Origin of the sequence: Solwaraspora sp. WMMA2059 (assembly GCF_027497315.1) — a bacterium.
Lineage (GTDB): Bacteria > Actinomycetota > Actinomycetes > Mycobacteriales > Micromonosporaceae > Micromonospora_E.
On sequence record NZ_CP114908.1, the window covers coordinates 1,172,958 to 1,189,528 of the forward strand.

22 protein-coding genes and 1 riboswitch are annotated in these 16,571 nt (G+C 69.9%); of the genes, 7 read left to right on the forward strand and 15 right to left on the reverse strand.

Annotated features, from left to right (window positions below; translation table 11 throughout):
* Nucleotides 1-82 precede the first annotated feature (82 nt).
* The 8 genes from O7553_RS05220 to O7553_RS05255 all read right to left on the reverse strand — a co-directional run bounded on the left by O7553_RS05220 (nucleotide 83) and on the right by O7553_RS05255 (nucleotide 6,622).
* Complete coding sequence (locus O7553_RS05220) at nucleotides 83-1,150, reverse strand: LacI family DNA-binding transcriptional regulator (RefSeq protein WP_281553731.1); 1,068 nt, start codon at nucleotides 1,148-1,150, stop codon at nucleotides 83-85.
* A 49-nt stretch (nucleotides 1,151-1,199) separates the two neighbouring features.
* Nucleotides 1,200-2,168 (reverse strand): carbohydrate ABC transporter permease, encoded by a 969-nt coding sequence (locus tag O7553_RS05225; protein WP_281553732.1) that lies wholly within the window; start codon nucleotides 2,166-2,168, stop codon nucleotides 1,200-1,202.
* 5 nt (nucleotides 2,169-2,173) lie between these two features.
* Nucleotides 2,174-3,238: a sugar ABC transporter permease gene (locus O7553_RS05230; RefSeq protein ID WP_281553733.1), complete on the reverse strand. Its 1,065-nt coding sequence runs from the start codon at nucleotides 3,236-3,238 to the stop codon at nucleotides 2,174-2,176.
* Between the two features lie 89 nt (nucleotides 3,239-3,327).
* Nucleotides 3,328-4,674 (reverse strand): ABC transporter substrate-binding protein, encoded by a 1,347-nt coding sequence (locus O7553_RS05235; protein WP_281553734.1) that lies wholly within the window; start codon nucleotides 4,672-4,674, stop codon nucleotides 3,328-3,330.
* A gap of 163 nt (nucleotides 4,675-4,837) precedes the next feature.
* Nucleotides 4,838-5,296, reverse strand: a complete 459-nt coding sequence (locus O7553_RS05240; RefSeq protein ID WP_281553735.1) for a TspO/MBR family protein — start codon at nucleotides 5,294-5,296, stop codon at nucleotides 4,838-4,840.
* Between the two features lie 147 nt (nucleotides 5,297-5,443).
* Nucleotides 5,444-5,587: a GPGG-motif small membrane protein gene (locus O7553_RS05245; protein WP_199757467.1), complete on the reverse strand. Its 144-nt coding sequence runs from the start codon at nucleotides 5,585-5,587 to the stop codon at nucleotides 5,444-5,446.
* A 49-nt stretch (nucleotides 5,588-5,636) separates the two neighbouring features.
* Complete coding sequence (locus O7553_RS05250) at nucleotides 5,637-6,326, reverse strand: metallophosphoesterase (protein WP_281555481.1); 690 nt, start codon at nucleotides 6,324-6,326, stop codon at nucleotides 5,637-5,639.
* 29 nt (nucleotides 6,327-6,355) lie between these two features.
* Entirely contained in the window at nucleotides 6,356-6,622 is a 267-nt protein-coding gene (locus O7553_RS05255; RefSeq protein ID WP_281555482.1) for a hypothetical protein, read from the reverse strand.
* A 298-nt stretch (nucleotides 6,623-6,920) separates the two neighbouring features.
* Between O7553_RS05255 and O7553_RS05260 the strand changes: the two genes are divergently transcribed.
* Nucleotides 6,921-7,604 carry a dTMP kinase gene (locus O7553_RS05260; protein ID WP_281553736.1) on the forward strand — a complete coding sequence of 228 codons (684 nt, stop codon included), beginning with the start codon at nucleotides 6,921-6,923 and terminating at the stop codon, nucleotides 7,602-7,604.
* 412 nt (nucleotides 7,605-8,016) lie between these two features.
* Nucleotides 8,017-9,015, forward strand: a complete 999-nt coding sequence (locus O7553_RS05265; RefSeq protein ID WP_278174398.1) for a sigma-70 family RNA polymerase sigma factor — start codon at nucleotides 8,017-8,019, stop codon at nucleotides 9,013-9,015.
* 124 nt (nucleotides 9,016-9,139) lie between these two features.
* On the opposite strand, the gene O7553_RS05270 is transcribed toward O7553_RS05265, so the two are convergent.
* Nucleotides 9,140-10,066, reverse strand: coding sequence for an NlpC/P60 family protein (locus O7553_RS05270; RefSeq protein ID WP_281555483.1), 927 nt, complete (start codon nucleotides 10,064-10,066; stop codon nucleotides 9,140-9,142).
* A 43-nt stretch (nucleotides 10,067-10,109) separates the two neighbouring features.
* Nucleotides 10,110-10,274, reverse strand: a riboswitch (cyclic di-AMP (ydaO/yuaA leader).
* A 440-nt stretch (nucleotides 10,275-10,714) separates the two neighbouring features.
* On the opposite strand from O7553_RS05270, the gene O7553_RS05275 reads away from it, so the two are divergent.
* Nucleotides 10,715-11,251: a DUF6232 family protein gene (locus tag O7553_RS05275; RefSeq protein ID WP_281553737.1), complete on the forward strand. Its 537-nt coding sequence runs from the start codon at nucleotides 10,715-10,717 to the stop codon at nucleotides 11,249-11,251.
* A gap of 47 nt (nucleotides 11,252-11,298) precedes the next feature.
* Here O7553_RS05275 and O7553_RS05280 read toward each other — a convergent pair whose 3' ends face one another.
* On the reverse strand, nucleotides 11,299-12,180 hold the full coding sequence (locus O7553_RS05280) for a helix-turn-helix transcriptional regulator (RefSeq protein ID WP_281553738.1): 882 nt from the start codon (nucleotides 12,178-12,180) through the stop codon (nucleotides 11,299-11,301).
* Nucleotides 12,181-12,427: 247 nt separating this feature from the next.
* On the opposite strand from O7553_RS05280, the gene O7553_RS05285 reads away from it, so the two are divergent.
* Complete coding sequence (locus O7553_RS05285; protein ID WP_281553739.1) at nucleotides 12,428-12,643, forward strand: DUF397 domain-containing protein; 216 nt, start codon at nucleotides 12,428-12,430, stop codon at nucleotides 12,641-12,643.
* A gap of 125 nt (nucleotides 12,644-12,768) precedes the next feature.
* On the opposite strand, the gene O7553_RS05290 is transcribed toward O7553_RS05285, so the two are convergent.
* Complete coding sequence (locus O7553_RS05290; protein ID WP_281553740.1) at nucleotides 12,769-13,098, reverse strand: DUF3817 domain-containing protein; 330 nt, start codon at nucleotides 13,096-13,098, stop codon at nucleotides 12,769-12,771.
* A gap of 25 nt (nucleotides 13,099-13,123) precedes the next feature.
* A complete protein-coding gene (locus O7553_RS05295) occupies nucleotides 13,124-13,579 on the reverse strand; it encodes a hypothetical protein (protein ID WP_281553741.1) in 456 nt (151 codons plus the stop codon).
* 152 nt (nucleotides 13,580-13,731) lie between these two features.
* On the opposite strand from O7553_RS05295, the gene O7553_RS30125 reads away from it, so the two are divergent.
* Together O7553_RS30125 and O7553_RS05305 are read left to right on the forward strand one after the other, a co-directional pair.
* Nucleotides 13,732-14,088 (forward strand): DUF6158 family protein, encoded by a 357-nt coding sequence (locus O7553_RS30125; protein WP_348650100.1) that lies wholly within the window; start codon nucleotides 13,732-13,734, stop codon nucleotides 14,086-14,088.
* A 3-nt stretch (nucleotides 14,089-14,091) separates the two neighbouring features.
* The gene (locus O7553_RS05305) at nucleotides 14,092-14,421 is read left to right on the forward strand and encodes a hypothetical protein (RefSeq protein WP_281553742.1); all 330 of its coding nucleotides are present in this window, start codon (nucleotides 14,092-14,094) and stop codon (nucleotides 14,419-14,421) included.
* 54 nt (nucleotides 14,422-14,475) lie between these two features.
* On the opposite strand, the gene O7553_RS05310 is transcribed toward O7553_RS05305, so the two are convergent.
* Together O7553_RS05310 and O7553_RS05315 are read right to left on the reverse strand one after the other, a co-directional pair.
* Complete coding sequence (locus O7553_RS05310; protein WP_123600344.1) at nucleotides 14,476-14,679, reverse strand: hypothetical protein; 204 nt, start codon at nucleotides 14,677-14,679, stop codon at nucleotides 14,476-14,478.
* A gap of 6 nt (nucleotides 14,680-14,685) precedes the next feature.
* Nucleotides 14,686-14,898, reverse strand: coding sequence for a hypothetical protein (locus O7553_RS05315; protein WP_278167595.1), 213 nt, complete (start codon nucleotides 14,896-14,898; stop codon nucleotides 14,686-14,688).
* A gap of 141 nt (nucleotides 14,899-15,039) precedes the next feature.
* Between O7553_RS05315 and O7553_RS05320 the strand changes: the two genes are divergently transcribed.
* Nucleotides 15,040-15,330, forward strand: a complete 291-nt coding sequence (locus O7553_RS05320; protein WP_281553743.1) for a GlsB/YeaQ/YmgE family stress response membrane protein — start codon at nucleotides 15,040-15,042, stop codon at nucleotides 15,328-15,330.
* A 73-nt stretch (nucleotides 15,331-15,403) separates the two neighbouring features.
* On the opposite strand, the gene O7553_RS05325 is transcribed toward O7553_RS05320, so the two are convergent.
* Complete coding sequence (locus O7553_RS05325; RefSeq protein ID WP_281553744.1) at nucleotides 15,404-16,489, reverse strand: 3-deoxy-7-phosphoheptulonate synthase; 1,086 nt, start codon at nucleotides 16,487-16,489, stop codon at nucleotides 15,404-15,406.
* Nucleotides 16,490-16,571 lie beyond the last annotated feature (82 nt).

Sequence of the window (16,571 nt, forward strand, 5' to 3'; positions counted from 1 at the left end):
CCCTGGCGGCGGGGTCAGCGGTGCCTCGTACGTGGGTTTACCAGGTCGGCCGGTGCGGTTACCCGGTTTCACGCGGTGGCGGTCATCCCGTTTCTCGGGGTGGCGCGGTCGACTCGCGGACCACCAGCCGGGTGGGCAGGGTCACCGTGTCGGTCGGCGTGCCGGCGGTGCCGGCAAGTGGGCCGGCTGCGAGTGGGCCGGGCGGCGTTCCGGCTGCGAGTGGGCCGAGCAGCGTGCCGGCGGCCAGTCGGCCCTGCTCGGCGGCAGGTTGGGCGACGGTGGTCAGCCCGACCACCCGGGCCACGTCGTGGTCGTCGATGCCGATCACGCTGACGTCGGCCGGCACCCGCAGTCCGGCCTGGCGCAGGACGGCGATGGCGCCGAGCGCCATCTCGTCGCAGGCGGCGAAGATCGCGGTCGGCACCGGGCCGCGGCGCAGCAGTTCGGTAGTGGCCAGCCCGCCGCCGGCGATGGTGAAGTCGCCCTCCACGTCCAGCGCCGGGTCCGGGGTGAGGCCGGCCGCGACCAGCGCCTCCCGGTAGCCGCGGCGACGGTCCAGGTGGGCGGTGAAGGCCAGTTCTTCGCCGGAGTTGCCGGAGATGTGGGCGATCCGCCGGTGCCCGAGCCCGATCAGGTGGCCGGTGGCGGTCCGGGCGGCGGCCACGTCGTCGATCCGGATGCTGGGCCAGCCGGGTACGCCGGTGCCGGAGCTGACCGTCACCCCCGGCATGCCCAACGCGGAGATGGCGGCGAAGTCGGACCGGTGCAGCGGGGTGGCGACCAGCATCAACGCGTCCACCCGGTGGCGCAGGCTGGCGGTGTGCAGCATCATCCGCTGCCGGGCGTTCTCCCGCCCGCCGAGGTTGTACAGCAGCAGGTCGTAGCCGGCTTCCTGCAGCGTGTTCTCGGCGGCTTCGACGACGGTGCTGAAGAACCAGCGGGTGATCCGGGGCACCACGACGGCGACGGCGCGGGTCTTGCCGCCGGCCAGCCGCGATGCGCTGGGCGAGACGATGTACCCGAGTTGCGCGGCGGCGTCGAGGACCCGCAGCCGGGTCGCCTCGGTGACCGTCGGCAGGCCCCGCAGGGCCCGCGAGACGGTCGCGGTGGAGACCCCGGCCAGCCGGGCGACGTCGTCGATTCTGGTCATGGATCATCACCTCGCCATCCGCGCGGTCGCGGCCGGCGTCAGCCCTTGGTCAGCCCTTGACGCTGCCGGCCAGCAGCCCTCGGACGAAATACCGCTGCAGGGAGAGGAAGACGATCAACGGCACGATGATCGAGACGAAGGCACCGGACGTCAGGCGTTGCCACTGGTCACCTCGGGTGCCGGCGAGTTCGGCCAGCCGTACCGTCAGTGGCGCCACCCGACTCTCACCACCCGCGAAGATCAACGCGACGAGCAGGTCGTTCCAGACCCAGAGGAACTGGAAGATGCCGAACGCGGCCAGCGCCGGGGCGATCAGCGGCAGCACGATGGTCCGGAAGATCTTCGGGTGGCTGGCCCCGTCGACCCGGGCCGCCTCCATCAGGTCCTTGGGCAGCTGCGACACGAAGTTGTGCAGCAGGAACACCCCCAGCGGCAGTGCGAAGCAGGTGTGCGCGAACCAGACCTGGACATAGCGTTCGTAGCTGTCCAGCCCCCACGGCGGGGTGATGGTGACGCCGCCGATCGTGGTGCCCTGCGAGAAGAACCGCAGCAACGGCACCAGCGCCATCTGCAGCGGCACGATCTGCAGCGCGAAGATGCAGATGTAGATCAGGTCCCGGCCGCGGAAGTTGATCCAGGCCAGCGCGTACGCGGCCAGTGCCGCGAAGGCCAGCGGGAACAGCACCGACGGGATGGTGATCACCAGTGAGTTGATGAAGTAGCTGGACAACTGCCCGGACGACGAGGACCGGCCGAACAGTACGTCCTGGTAGTTCTGCAGGGTGACCTGCGGGTTGGTGAAGAAGGTCCACCAACCGGTGGTCCGGATCTCCTCAGCCGGTCGGAACGAGGAGACGAACAGACCGAAGGTCGGAATGGTCCAGATCACCGCGATGACGATCGCGACGATCGTCGCCGTCGGAGTGTTGAGCCGCTTGCGGACCCGGCCGACCCGGGTACGGGGCCGTTCCTCCCCGCTGCTGGCCGGAGCGGCCACGGGGGGCGTGGTGGTGGTCACGGGTGTCACACCTCCCGCTGCTTGCGCAGGTTACGGATCTGGTAGATGACGATCGGGATGACCAGCACGAACAGGAACACCGCCAGGGCCGAGCCGTAGCCGTTCTGGCCGTAACGGAACGCCTGGTTGTACATCTCGTTGGCGATCACACCGGTGTCGTAGTTGCCGTTGGTCATCGTCCGGACGATGTCGAAGACCTTCAGGGTGGCGATCGAGATGGTCACCACCACGACGATCAGCGCCGGGCGGATGCTCGGCATGGTGACCCGCCAGAACATCTGCCAGGCGTTCACCCCGTCGAGGCGGGCGGCTTCGATGATGTCGGCCGGGATCGCCTTGATCGCGGCGGAGAGCACCACCATCGCGAACCCGGCCTGGATCCAGATCATCACCACGATCAGCAGCAGCGTGTTCAGCGGGGCGTTGAGCTGCAGCCAGCGCTGCGGCTCGAAGCCGAACAGGGTGACCAGGTAGTTGAGCAGGCCGTACTGCTCCTGTTCGCCGCCCCGGTACGCGTAGACGAACCGCCAGATGATGCTGGCGCCGACGAAGGAGATCGCCATCGGCATGAAGACCAGCGACTTGGCCAGCGCCTCGAACCGGGCCTTGTCCACCATGATCGCGTAGAGCAGGCCGATCGCGGTCGCCACCGTCGGCACCAGGATCACCCAGATCAGGGTGTTGGTCAGCACCTGGATGATCTCGTCCTGGGAGAACATCCAGCGGTAGTTCTCCAGGCCGACCCAGTTCTCGCTGCGTCCGTCCATGAACGACAGGACGGTGGTGCGCAGGGCCGGAATGACCAGCCCGATGCCGAGTAGCAGCAGGGCCGGCAGCAGAAAGAACAGGCCGAACATGCCTTCGCCGCCGCGCCGGGGTCGGCCGATCGGCATCGATCCGCCGCCACCACCGGCGCTGGCCGCGATCAGCCGCTGCTCCCGTCGGCGGGCGAACCAGCTTGGCACCGCGTCGAGCAACAGCAGCATGCCGCCGACGATCACCACGAACGCGATCAGGCCGTACAGCAGCATCAACAGCTTCGGGTACTGCTCAGCGAAGTCGAAGTACATCCGCCCTCCCAACGGATCGTCGACCGGAGCCAGCTATGGCGCGGCCGGCCCACCCCCGGTGTGCTCGTGGGTGGGCCGGCCGCGTGGTGTCAGCTGGTCGGCCAGGAGCCTTCGATGTAGTCGAGGGTCTCGGCGGTGCTCTGGCCGCTGAGCCAGTCCACCATGCCGCGCCAGAAGGTGCCCGCGCCGACCGCAGCCGGCATCAGGTCCGAACCGTCGAAGCGGAACGTGGTGTTCTCGTCCTGCAGGATCTCCACGGAGAGCCGGTCGATCGGGTTCTCCACGTTGGCGATGTCCAGCCCGCTGTTGGCCGACACCCAGTTGCCGAGCGAGGCCCGGCTGTTGGCGTACTCCGGCGAGGCCAGGTAGGTCTGCACCGCCTGGACCTCGGGCCGGTCGGCGAAGGCCACGGTGAACTCGCCACCGCCGAGGACCGGCTGGCCGGCGCTCGGGTCGTTGGTCGGGAAGTAGAACGCGAAGACGTCGCCGTCCTCGGCCACCTCGGTGCCCTCGGGCCACTGGTTGGCGTAGAAGCTGGCCTGCCGGTGCAGCGCGCAGTCACCGTCGAGGATCGGGGTGCCGGCATCCTGGAACGAGGTCGCGGTGATGCTGTCCACGCCACCGAAGCCGCCGTTGACGTACTCCTCGTTCTTGAGGATCGAGCCGGCCTGGTTGACGGCCTCGGCGACCCGCGGGTCGTTGAACGGGATGTCGTGGGTGGTCCACTGGTCGTAGACCTCCGGCGTCTGGGTCCGGAGCATGATGTCCTCGATCCAGTCGGTGGCCGGCCAGCCGGTGGCGTCACCGGACTCGACCCCGACGCACCACGGCTTGGTGCCGGTGGCGGCGACCTCGTCGCTGAGCGTGATCAGGTCGTCCCAGGTCTCCGGCACGGTCCAGCCGTTGTCGGCGAACATGCTGGGCGAGTACCAGACGAAGGACTTGACGTTGGAGCCGAGCGGGGCGCCGTAGAAGGTGCCGTCGACCGTGCCGTACGCCAGCCAGTCCTCGCTGTAGTTGGCCTCGGCCATCGCCTTGGTCTCGTCGGAGGCGGCCTGCAGCTGGCCGGCCTCGGCGAACCGCCCGAGCAGGCCGGGCTGCGGGATGAAGGCGATGTCCGGCGGGTTGCCGCCGTCCACCCGCACCTGCAGCTGGGCTTCGAACTCGCCACTGCCCTCGTAGCGGATGTCGATGCCGGTGCAGTCGACGAACTCGCTCCAGGACTGCTCGAGCAGGTCCGCCTCGGCGTCACGGATCGAGGCGTAGATCGTCACCTCGGTGCCGTCGTTGCCCTGGTAGTCACTGTATGGGGCGCATTCCTCGGAATCCGGGTCCGCGCTGGTGCCGCTGTCGGAAACACACGCCGTCGAGGCGAGGGCCAGCCCGAGCACGCTGGCGAGCGCGGAGGCCTGGCGTGGTCTGGTGAAGACCGCCATGGAGCGTTCTCCCTTCCTAGCCGGCGGGCCCCGCGTCCCTGCGGTCTGGCTGCGCCGGTCGGTTGCTGTCTGGGCGTCTTCATATGTAAGCGCTTGCAATGGAAGCGCGTCCAGTCCTGACCAGCTACGAGCCAGTAACGATTCGGAAACCTTGACCCGCTACTCAGCTGTTGAGCTGCCAGATGGACAGGTTCAGCGCGGCGGCGAAGGTGACCCAGCCCCAGTACGGGACCATCAGCAGGGCGGCTGGTCGCCACACCCGCCAGAACAGCACCACGGTGGCACCGACGAGCAGCCAGAGGAGCACGATCTCAGCGAACGCCAGACCGTACCGGCCGGCGGCGAAGAACAGCGGTGTCCAGGCGGCGTTGAGCACCAGTTGGGCCAGCCAACTGGCGATCGCCAGGCCGACGCCGGCGCGCCGCCAGACGGTGAATCCGGCGACGGCGATCAGCACGTACAGGATGGTCCAAACCGGGCTGAACAGCCAGGACGGCGGTGCCCAGGACGGCTGGACCAGTTCGGCGTAACGGGAACCGGCGTCGCGGGCGGCGAACGCCCCGACCGCTGCGGCCGCCGCCACCAGGCCGAGGAACACCGGGAAACCCCACCACGAGCGCATCGCGACTCCAGGAACAGATCAGGCCGGGGCCGCCGGCGCCGGTCCACGGTGGGGAGGACCGGGCCGGTTCCGGCGGCCCCGGCAGGCTCGGGGTCGATGTGGTCAGGTCGATGTCGGTCGAAGGAGCCGGGGGTTCGCCCGGCACCGTCAAGCGAACAGGCTCACGCCGCCGGGACCGACGAGCAGCCCGACGACGATCAGTACGATGCCCCAGAGCAGTTGCCGACGGAACAGCGCGAGAACGCCGGCGACGACCAGGACGACTGCGAGAATCCAGAGAAGTAGCTCCATGGCCGCTGAATACCCTTGCGACCGGCGACGGAAACCTTCACCGGTCTGGTCAAGGGACCGACCCGGCGAGCGAATACACGCTGTACGCCTGTTTGATCACCGGATGGGCGACGTTACGGACCTGTACCCCTCCGGGTGTAGTGCCCCGCTCCGTGCCGAAATGGGCGTGACCGTGCACCGCCAGGTCGGTCGGTGCCGCGTCAATCGCCTCGGCCAGCAGGTAGGAGCCGAGGAACGGGTAGATCTCGGGCGGCTCGCCGGTGAGCGTCTCCGGCACCGGCGAATAGTGGGTCAACGCCACCCGTACATCGCAGTCCAGGTCGACCAGCGCCGCCCCTAGCCGGTCGGCGGCGTCCGCCGTGGTGGCGACGAACGCCTTCATCTCCGGCTCACCGAACCGGCTGGCGCACCGCCCGGCGAACCCGCCGCCGAACCCCTTGACCCCGGCCACCCCGAGCCGGCCGCCGGGGCAGTCCACCACCACGCCGTCGCCGTCAAGCACCGTGACCCCCGCGTCGTTGAGTATCCCGACCAGCTGCGGCACCTGGTCACAGTGGTGGTCGTGATTGCCCAGCACCGCCACCACCGGGACCGGCAGATCCCCGAACTCGTCGGCCACGCACCGCGCCTGCGACTCCGTTCCGTGGCGGGTCAGGTCGCCGGCCAGCAGTAGGACGTCGGCCCGGTCGCCGAGCTGCGCCAACGCCGGCCGGAACCGGCCCAGCACGTCGCTGTCCATGTGCACGTCTCCGACAGCCGCGACGCGGATCACGACAACTCCTCCGCCTCGGTGGGCGCGGTGGTCCGACTGACGACGATGTCGACGATCAGGCGTACGCCGGGAAAGCGCTCGGCCACCAGCCGGACGATCTCCGCCCGCCGGTGGGCGCTCTCGACCTCGCCGCACAGCGCCAGGCTGTGGTCCCGGCGGGAGACACCCACCCCCTGCTCGGCGATGTCGGCGTGCTCGCTGAGCATCCGCTGCACCGCCGCCTCGGTGTAGCCGTCCAGCCGGTCCGGCCCGGTCTGTCGCATCGACTGCCCCGATGTCCGGGTCATTGCCCCACCTCCTGGCTGTCGTCGGGTGCACGTCGGTGGCATACCCGTTCCCGGCCGGTTCGTGCGTGCGGGCGCGGCGCGGCGCGTGGCAGTGGGCGAGCGGGGTGACGACGTGCACGTGCTCGCTACCGTTGGGAAGGTGCTCGTCACAGTGACCCATGCGCCACCGTCACCACCATCACCGTCCCGGCCCGCGTCTCGCCCGCTGTCGCCCGTACAGTCCACGTCGTCAGCCGTGCCGCCATGCCCGCCACCGGACCCCGCAGGGAGCACAGTGGACGCCGATCCGGCCTGGTCGCCGCCGGACGGGCTGCGACGGATCGCGTTGGTGGGCATCGACGGGGTCGGCAAGACCACTCAGGCACACCTGCTGGCGGAGGCGCTGACCGCCGCCGGCCGGCCCGCCCGGTACTGGCGCAACGCCGGCGGTCGACGCTGGCTCGACCGGTTCGCGGTCCGGATCGGCCGCCCGGATGCCCGGCGGATGGTCGGCCGTGGCGGGCTGATGTTCCTGGAGGCGTTGCTGCGCTGGCTCGCGATCGCCCGGTCGGTGCTCGGCTCGCGTCGAGTGATCGCGGTGATGGACCGGTACGCGGTATGCCAGTACGCCAGCATCCGCACCCACGGCGCCGGCCGCTGGGAACGGCTCGCCCGGCTGGCGTACCGGGTGTTTCCCCGACCGGACGTGACGTTCCTGCTCTGGCTGCCGCCCGCCGAAGCGGCCCGTCGGATCGACGCTCGGGGCACCGACCACGAGTCGCTGGAGTTCCTGGCGACCAGCGCGGCGGCCTACGGGTCGCTGCCGGAGGCCGCCGGGTTCGTGGTGATCGACGCCCGGGGCCCGGCCGCCCAGGTCGCTGCAAAGATCCGGCAGCGGCTGACCGACGGGCGGCTGACCGACGGGCGGCCGGCCGGCGCCTCGTGGTGGCCGGATCAGGACGATTCGCGCGCGTCGTGACCCGATCGTCGGTGCCTGCCCGGGCGGTGATGAACCGTGCAACCCGCTCGGGCCGTACTCCTGGCCAGGACCAACCGGCCGGCGGGCAGTGACGAGGATCGCAGGAGGGGTAGTGACGGGAATCGCTGCGCCTTGCCAGGTGTCGTGGTGTGCTGGAAGCCTGCCACACCCCGCCGACCTCAATGAATCGGGCCGTCGGCCGGCCCGACGCGGCGCGGCGATCGAGGAGCCTGGCAGGAAACGCCAATCCCGTTCACAGCAATTATTCAGGCAATCGTGTCAGCTTCGACTCACGAGACGGAATCCCTGACGCGTCTCATCTGTTGTGTAGGTGTCGGCGCCATACGGCGGGGCCTGCCACATCAGGTTCGCCGGATCGGAGGCAGACGTGACGGGGGAGAGGCTGATGGAGATGCGCATCGCAGGTGACAGGGCACGACGTGGGGTTAACGAGGGGACCGTGAGCAACGTGGAGAAGACGATGGCTTTGCGGACCGACGAGGTCGCCGAGGAGCGGGACCTCGTTGGCGTCTACCTGCATGAGATCTCCCGCACGCCGCTTCTCGACGCGGCCCGGGAAGTCGACCTCTCCAAGGCGATCGAGGCCGGCCTGTACGCGGAACACCTGCTGGAGCAGGGTGTGCCGCGGGCCGGGGTGAGCCGCGAGGAGTTGGAGCGGCTGGTCGTCGAGGGCGAGCGGGCGAAGGACCTGTTCATCCGGGCCAACCTGCGTCTGGTGGTGTCGATCGCCCGCCGCTACGTCCGGTCCGGGATGCCGATGCTGGACCTGATCCAGGAGGGCAACACCGGTCTGGTCCGCGCGGTGGAGAAGTTCGACTACGAGCGTGGTTTCAAGTTCTCCACCTACGCGACCTGGTGGATCCGGCAGGCCATCAGCCGGGCGATCGCCCAGCAGGAGCGGACCGTACGGCTTCCGGTGCACCTTGTCGAGGACGTCAACCGGATGCGCAACGTCGCCCGCCAGTTGACCCGCGAGCTCGGTTCGGACCCCGAGCCGGAGCAGATCGCCGCCTCGCTCGGCGTGCCGGTCGAACGGGTGCACGAGCTGGTGCGGTGGTCGCAGGACACGGTGTCGTTGGACACCCCGGTCGGCGACGACGGCGACACCAACCTGGGCGACCTGGTGGCCGACAGCGACGCCCCGTCGCCGGAGGACATCGTGCTGACCGGGCTGGAGCGGCAGCGGATCGAGGGCCTGCTCAACCACCTGGACGACCGGTCCGCCGGCATCATGCGGGCCCGGTACGGCCTGGAGGACGGGCGGGAGCACTCGCTGACCGAGGTCGCGTCGCGCTTCTCGCTGTCCCGGGAGCGCATCCGTCAGCTGGAGATCCAGGCACTGGGCCGGCTGCGGGAGCTGGCCCGGGCAGAAGGGCTGCAGGCCGCCTGACGAACTGACCGCAGGCGACCTGACCCGCCGACGAACCGACAGACTACCGACGAACTGCCGACGGCCCGGCATCCGCGCTAGCGGATGCCGGGCCGTCGGCAGTTCGTCGGGGCGAGCGACCGGGTCAGCGGACCCGGCCGTAGCCGTACGGTGGCATCATGTCCACGCTGGCCAGCTCGACGGTGCGGCCGAAGGTGGGAGCGTGGATCACCTGTCCACCGCCGACGTACAGGCCGACGTGGGCGAGACCGTTGTAGAACACCAGGTCACCGGGCTGCAGTGCGCCACGGTTGATCTTCGCGACCACGTCCCACTGCATCGCCGCGTTGTGCGGCAGGCTCTTGCCGGCGGTACGCCAGGCGGCGAGCGTCAGGCCTGAGCAGTCGTAGCCGTTCGGGCCGCTGGCGGCCCAGACGTACGGCTTGCCGATGGCTCCGTAGGCGAACTCGACGACCGAGCCGGCGGCACCGGACACCGACGGTACGGTCCCGGTGTACGACGAGCCGGTCTCGCTCGCGGCACCGTACGCCCGTTCCCGCTTGTCCATCAGCTCGTCGATGTCCGCTTCGATGCTCTTCTTGCGGTCGGCGAGCTCCTTGACCTGGGCGTCCTGCTTCTTCAGGGCTGCCTGCAGCTTCTCCTGCTCGGCCAGGTAGGTCAGTTGGGTGCTGGTGAACTCGCTGAGCCGCTGCTGCCGGTCCCGGGCCAGGTGGTCCAGGGTGCCGAGCCGGTGGATGAAGCTGCCGGAGGTGCCGTCGAGCAGGGCGGTCGCGGTGCTCAACCCGCCGGTCTTGTACGCGTTGACCGCGATCTGACCGACCTCGGTCTGCGCTGCCGCGAGTTCGGCCTGCAGCGGGCCGAGCTTGGCGTCGATGTCCTCGGCCGCCGTCCGGGTGGCCTTGGCCTCCTCCCTGAGCCGGTTGTACGACTCGACGACCTTGGCCAGCTCTTCGGATTCCTTGTCGATCTGCTGCGTGAGTTCGCTGACCGTCGGCTGGGCGGTCGCGGCGGTCGCCGGTACCACCAGGCCGAGGCTTACGCCGGTCAGCATCAGGGTGCGCAGCAGAATCCGCGCTGTTGACAAGAACGCAGAACCCTTCTTCCTGGCCGCCTACCGGGTTAGCTGACGGATTCGGGCGGGAAGTTCGCCCTACCGCGGTGGACCGCGGATTCACCCCAGGTGCCGGTGGGTCCCCGGATCGCGACCGTGGAATCACTGGCTGTAACGCCAGGTAATCTCGCTACGGCGATTCGGCGGCACTGGACCGGCATCACCGCCTCCCGGTGACTGGCGACCGGACCAGCCGGTCCAACTTAGCCGCAAGGGTTGCGACCCGGAAAGTGCTGCGATCGTGATCCGCGGCATGGAACTGACTGGGGCCCGGTGACAGTTACTGGATGTGACGGCTGGCTGCTCTGGGCAACATCTCCCTGCCTTCGTGTAATCGGTCGACTGCGGTGCGTCGTCATTGGCGGGCGGTTGATCAACTGCGAATAATGCGTCATTAGTCGGTCTACGCGGTTGTTGTCATTGTGCTATACGGATAAATGGGGATGGAAGGTCTGATTCGCCATCCAGGAAGCGGCCTGCCGTACGTCATTCTGCTAGGTGGCAGAATGACTACCTTCCATCGAGTAGCTTGCTGTTTGCACAATGGACCCGCAAGGTCAGCGCCGCACGAGCCCTTCGGAGGCAGCTATGCGTGCTACTCGCCAGACCCCACCCCGACGCGGTTCCCCGGTACCCGCCCCGTCCGGCCCCAGTGTCGGACGGGCCTTCTACCGGCAGCCCGGTATCTGCGTGACCGGTGAATGGTTCGTCGTGGCCGGCCGGCGGTTCGCCGTCCGCGACCTCACCGAACTCCGGACCGCACGAGGTGCCCGCGACCGTCTCACCGGCCGGGTGATCGCGGCGACCGCCGTGACCCTGACGGCGGTCGCGGTGACCGTCGGCTACACCCGCGGGTTGGATGAGGTCAGCGCGGGTGCCTACCTCGCCATGCTGGCGGCTGCGTTCGTGCCGGTGGCGGTCGCCTGGCTCGGCGACCGGTTGCGGCCGCGGGCGTACGAACTATGGGGCCGCCACCAGGGACTGCTGGTGCTGCTGTTCAGCACCGACGACGAACGCCAGTACGGCCAGGTGAGCCGGGCGTTGATGCGGGCCCGGGAGATGTCCCGGCTGGCCGGTCTGTCCGAGCCGGTCACCATCGAGCCGTGGATGCCCGACCAGCGGTGAGCGGACCCGGCCGCCGTGGCGGTCGTCGGCGGGCTGGTCAACGTCGGTCAGCCCGCATCCGGCCCGTCCAGTCGACGGGCGAGGTCGTGCAGCATCGCCACCGAGTCGGCCGGCGACAGGGATTCCGCCCGTAGCCGGTCGAAGACATGCTGGTACGGCCGGACCTCGTCGGCCCGGTCGATGACCTCCTCGACCAGAGCGCTCTCCACGTACACCACATCGGCGTCGGCCTGGTCGGCGAAGTGCAGGATGACGAACGGACCGAGCACCGTGTTGCTCCCGGCGGTGAACGGCAGCACCCGGACCGTGATGTGGGGCGCCGCGGACATCTTCGCCACGTGCTGGAGCTGCTCGCGCAGCACCCGCGGGCCGCCGGTCATCCGGCGCAGCGCCGCCTCGTCGATGATCACCTCGATCTGCGGCGGGTCCGCGCCGAACAGCACCTCGTGCTGGCGGGCCAGTCGGATCTGCACCCGTCCTTCGATCTCGGCTGCCGGTACGTGGTGCGGGCCGTCGGCCGGGATCACCGCGCGGGCGTACTCCTCGGTCTGCAGCAGGCCGGGGAAGCTGATCGGCTGGAAGTAGCGCAGTGCCGACGCCTCCGCCTCCAGACCGATGTAGGCCGCGTAGGCGGCCGGCACCCGGTCCTTGTATCCGCTCCACCAGGCGCGCCGTCGTGCCGCCCGGGCCAACTCGACGAGATCCTGCACCTGCTGCTGGTCGCGTACGCCGTACAGGTCCAGCAGGGCCTTGACGTCGTTGGTCGAGATGCTGACCGACCCCGACTCGATCCGGATCAGCTTCGACAGCGACCAGTCCATTTGAGCGGCGACGTAGTCCTGGGTCAGCGCGGCGGCCTCGCGTGCCCGGCGTAGCGCCGCACGCAGCCGGCGACGCCCGATGGTCGGGCCCTGGTGTCGGGCAGACATGGGAAACGCTCCGGGGGAGTGCCTAGCAGTGTGCTACCTGGCTGGTTGCCACCCTGTTGCACGCTACACCGCCGCCGTCAGGTCTGCTAAGGACGGCCGGCCCCTCCGCATGGTCCGGACGGCGGTTCCGCCGGCTTTCCCGGTGTCGCCCAGTCGCGTCAGCAAGATCGAGAACTGGTACAGTCCGCCCGATTGCCTGCGTGCTCTGATGGCAAATCTACTGATTTATCCTTATTAAGGAGTCTGGGTGACTGTGACCAGCACTGCCGGTCCGGCGTGGCGTAAGAGTCGCCGCTGCGAGGCGACGACCTGCGTTGAGGTAGCCGAGATCGGCCCGGCGGTCGGGGTGCGCAACTCCACCGACCCCGGAGTGCACCTGGAATTCTCGGCCGCTGCCTGGTCGGCATTCGTCGCCGGGCTGTCCGGTGCACCGACCAGCTCCGGCGGCCACACCACGGGTTGATCCGACGCCGCACATGGCTCGGTACCACGGCCGCCGGCAACGTCGGCCGTACGCCCCGGCCGGGTCGGCCCGACCGGTGCCGGCCCGGCCCGGGGCGCTGTCAGCCGGCCACCGCCCGCCCGGTGTCAGCCGGAGAACACCTTGTCCGGCTCGGTACGCGGTTGCCCGCCCGCCCAACGGACGACCACCCGCTCGGCGTAGAACGACACGAACGGCACCGTCCCGGCCAGCATGATCGCCAGGATCCGGCCGAGTGACCAGTTGGCCCGTCGGGCCAGGTCGAACGCGGCGACCAGATAGACCATGTAGAGGAACCCGTGCGCCGGCCCGACCGTCTCGACCACGATGGCCTGGTCGAACAGGTACTTCAACGGCATGCCGACCACCATCAGCAGGATCAGCACCACGCCGACCACGTACGCGATCAGTCGGTACCGGGTGAGTGCGCCTGACACTGTCGTCCGTCCTTCTCTCTTCCGGTCAGCCCGGGTAGTCGCCAGCCCTGGCGTGCGGGTTCGCGTTCAGCCAGGCCAGGTAGTCGTTGTAGGCGGCCAGGTCCGGATCCTCCGGGCCGGGAGCAACGGTCGCGCCGGCGGTGGACCGGACCCGTACCGGTCGGCCGAACGCCTCGTCCCGGTGCCCGCTCCGCCGCGGTGCCCGGCTGTGCGGTGCCCGGCTGTGCGGTGCCCGGCTGTGCGGCGACGGCGACCCGTCGTTCGAGCCGGGTGCGGCCCGGCGGGCCTGGCGCACCTCGCGGACCCAGATGAACACCACGAACGCCGCGAAAACCGGCCATTCCACCGCGTACGCCCAGCTCAGCGTGTTACCGGCGGCGGCCCGGCTGATCTGCCACCAGCCGAGCGCGAGGAAGCCCGTCACCAGCGCCACCGCCACCAGGTGCCGCAGGATCCACGCCGGGGTCCACAGCTGCCGCATGCAGGGAAGCGTACCGGCCGGCCGTCGGCTTCTCCGACGAGCCGTCGTAGTCAGGTGCGTGACCGCCGGCAAGCCGGGTGCCCGGTGTTTGCCGCCGGCCAGCAGGGGAACCCTACGACGGTAATGCCTCGTCGACTCCCCGGAGGCCGGAGATGACGGATTCAGCGCGGTACGGCAGTTACTCCCCGGCAGCGGCCGGTCGGCCATTCGAACCCCGGCCGGACCATCCGCCCGGTGCCGACCGGCCCTGGTCGGCACCGGGCGGACCGGGTGCCCAGACCTGGGTCGACACGATCGACGAAACCGGGATCGACCCGGTGGAGCTGGCCGACGACGAACTGCTCCGTGAGATCGGCAGCCTGCACCGGACCCGGCTGGACACGCTGCGGCACGGTACCGACGCGGCGCTGGCCAACCACCTGCACCGCACCGCCGACCTGGAGACCGAGTACCTCACCCGGCACCCGGGCCGCGAGGTCGAGGCCGCACGGTTGCGGCACGGGAGGTGAGTCGTGCCCGCGTACGCCGAACGCGGTGTCTCCGCGCCCCCTGAGGTGGCGTTCGGCACCGCGACCGACCCCGACCGCCGGGCCGCCTGGCTTCCGGGGCCGCTGCGTCAGGCGTCGGCGGAACCCGCCCACGGCGACCACCTGCAGGCCCGGTGGTCTACGGCGGGCGGCCCGTGGGCTGCCGTGGTGCAGGTGTACCCGGTGCAGGCGGGTGGTGCCATGCTCCACCTGGAGCTGGATTGCGACCTGCCGCACGAGCAGCTGACCCGGCTCGCCGACGAGACGTTGACCAGCCTGGTCCGGGCGGTCACCGACAACCTGAACGCCGGTTGACGACCGGTCGTCAACGACCGGTCGTCAACGCCGGATGGCCGCCGGGGTGGATTTTCAGTCGGCGGTGAACCCGGGCTTCTCCATCCCGGACCAGCCGCGAGGCGTCTCCGGCTCCCGGTCCCGGTCGGTGCCTTCGATGATGTCGTGGGAGACCGCCGTGTCGTCGTGCTCGCCGGCGAAGTCCGGGTCGTCCTCGGGCGGCTGGCCGTCCGGGGTCTGGCCGAGGGCGGCGGCTGGTCGGTTCTGGTGTTCGTCCATCAGTGATCAGGCGCCTTCCGTGGAGGAATGCAGGACCTCTTCCGCCTCGTCCTGGGCGTATTCGCCTTCTGGCAGGGCGTTGATCCTGGTCAGCAGGTGAGCGGGTAGCTCAGCGGCGACCGCCCGACGGGCGATCTCGGCGCGGCTCACCCGTTCCTTGCCGAGGTAGATGTCGTCGAGCAGCGCGTACAGCTCGGCACGGGACGTCTCATCGGTCACCCCCGCCTGCTACCCCGCACGCGGCACGGCAAACAACGGTCCACGCACCGAGCCGGATCGCCGGTTTCATCCTGGCGACCGTCGGCGTTCCGCCCTCCCTGTCCGATCCGGGCACCTACGCTCGGGCCAGGAGGTGGACTCATGATCGGCACCATCTTGTGGGCGCTCGTCGCCGGCGCGATCATCGGCGCTCTGGGACGTCTGCTGCTACCCGGGCGGCAGAACATCTCGGTCTGGCTGACCATCGGCGTCGGAATCGCCGCCGCCCTGCTCGGCGGTGTGATCGCCGCCTGGCTGGGTATCGGCGAGACCGCCGGGATCGACTGGCTGCGGCACGCGATCCAGGTCGCGCTGGCGGTGTTCTTCGTCTGGATCGCCGCCCGGGTGGCCGGCCACCGGCCGACCGACGCCCCACGTCGAGCCACCCGCTGACCTTCGCCCCCTGCCGATCCCGGAGCCGGCCGTCGCGCCGGCTCCGGGCATGGTCACCAGCGAGCGCTGTCGGCTACCGCTGCGCGGCGGCCAGCGCCGCCCGGCGGTCCCCGACCGCCGTCGCCAGCCGCCCCAGGACCTGGGCGGTCTGGTCCCAACCCAGGCAGGCGTCGGTGATCGACTGTCCGTGCACCAGTTCCCTGGTCGGGTCAAGATCCTGCCGGCCGGCCACCAGGAACGACTCCAGCATCACCCCGACGACGCCCCGTTGCCCGGCGCCGAGTTGCCCGGCGACGTCCTCGACGACCAACGGCTGCCGGCGGTGGTCCTTGCCGCTGTTGCCGTGGCTGGCGTCGATGATCAGCCGCTGCGGCAGTCCGGCGGCCCGCAGCAGGTCCAGCGCGGCAGTCACCGACGCGGCGTCGTAGTTGGGCTCACCGGCACCGCCGCGTAACACCAGGTGACAGTCGGCGTTGCCGCGGGTGTGCAGGATCGCCGGCGTCCCGGACATGTCGATGCCGGGGAAGACGTGCGGCACGGCGGCGGCCCGGATGGCGTCCACTGCGGTGGCGACGCTGCCGTCCGGGCGGTTCTTCATGCCGATCGGCATGGACAGCCCGGAGGAGAGCTGCCGGTGCACCTGGCTCTCCACGGTGCGGGCGCCGATCGCTCCCCAGGCCACTGCGTCGGCGATGTACTGCGGGGTGATCGGATCGAGGAACTCGCAGCCCACCGGCAGCCCGGCCCGCAGCACCTCGAGCAGCAGCGAACGGGCGATCCGCAGCCCGGAGTTGACGTCCCCGGATCCGTCCAGGCCCGGGTCGTTGATCAGACCCTTCCAGCCGACCGTGGAACGGGGCTTCTCGAAGTACACCCGCATCACGATCAACAGGTCGTCGGCGTGCCGTTGCGCGGCGTCGGCAAGTAGGTGCGCGTACTCCAGGGCGGCGGCCGGGTCGTGCACCGAACACGGGCCGACCACGACCAGCAGCCGGTCGTCGTGTCCGTCGAGCACGCCGGCGACGGCTCGTCGGCCGTCCAGCACCCGCGCGCTGAGCTGGTCGTCGAGGGGCAGCTCGTGGTGCAGCAGGGCCGGAGTGGTGAGCGGGACGACCCGGTCGATGCGCTGATCGGCGACGCGGCCGATGGAGGTGCTCATGTGGTGCCTTTCCTTCCGCCAGCCTCCCTGGGGAGCCGGCGCCCCCAGCCGAGCCGGCTGCTCGTTGGCATACGAAAGGGCA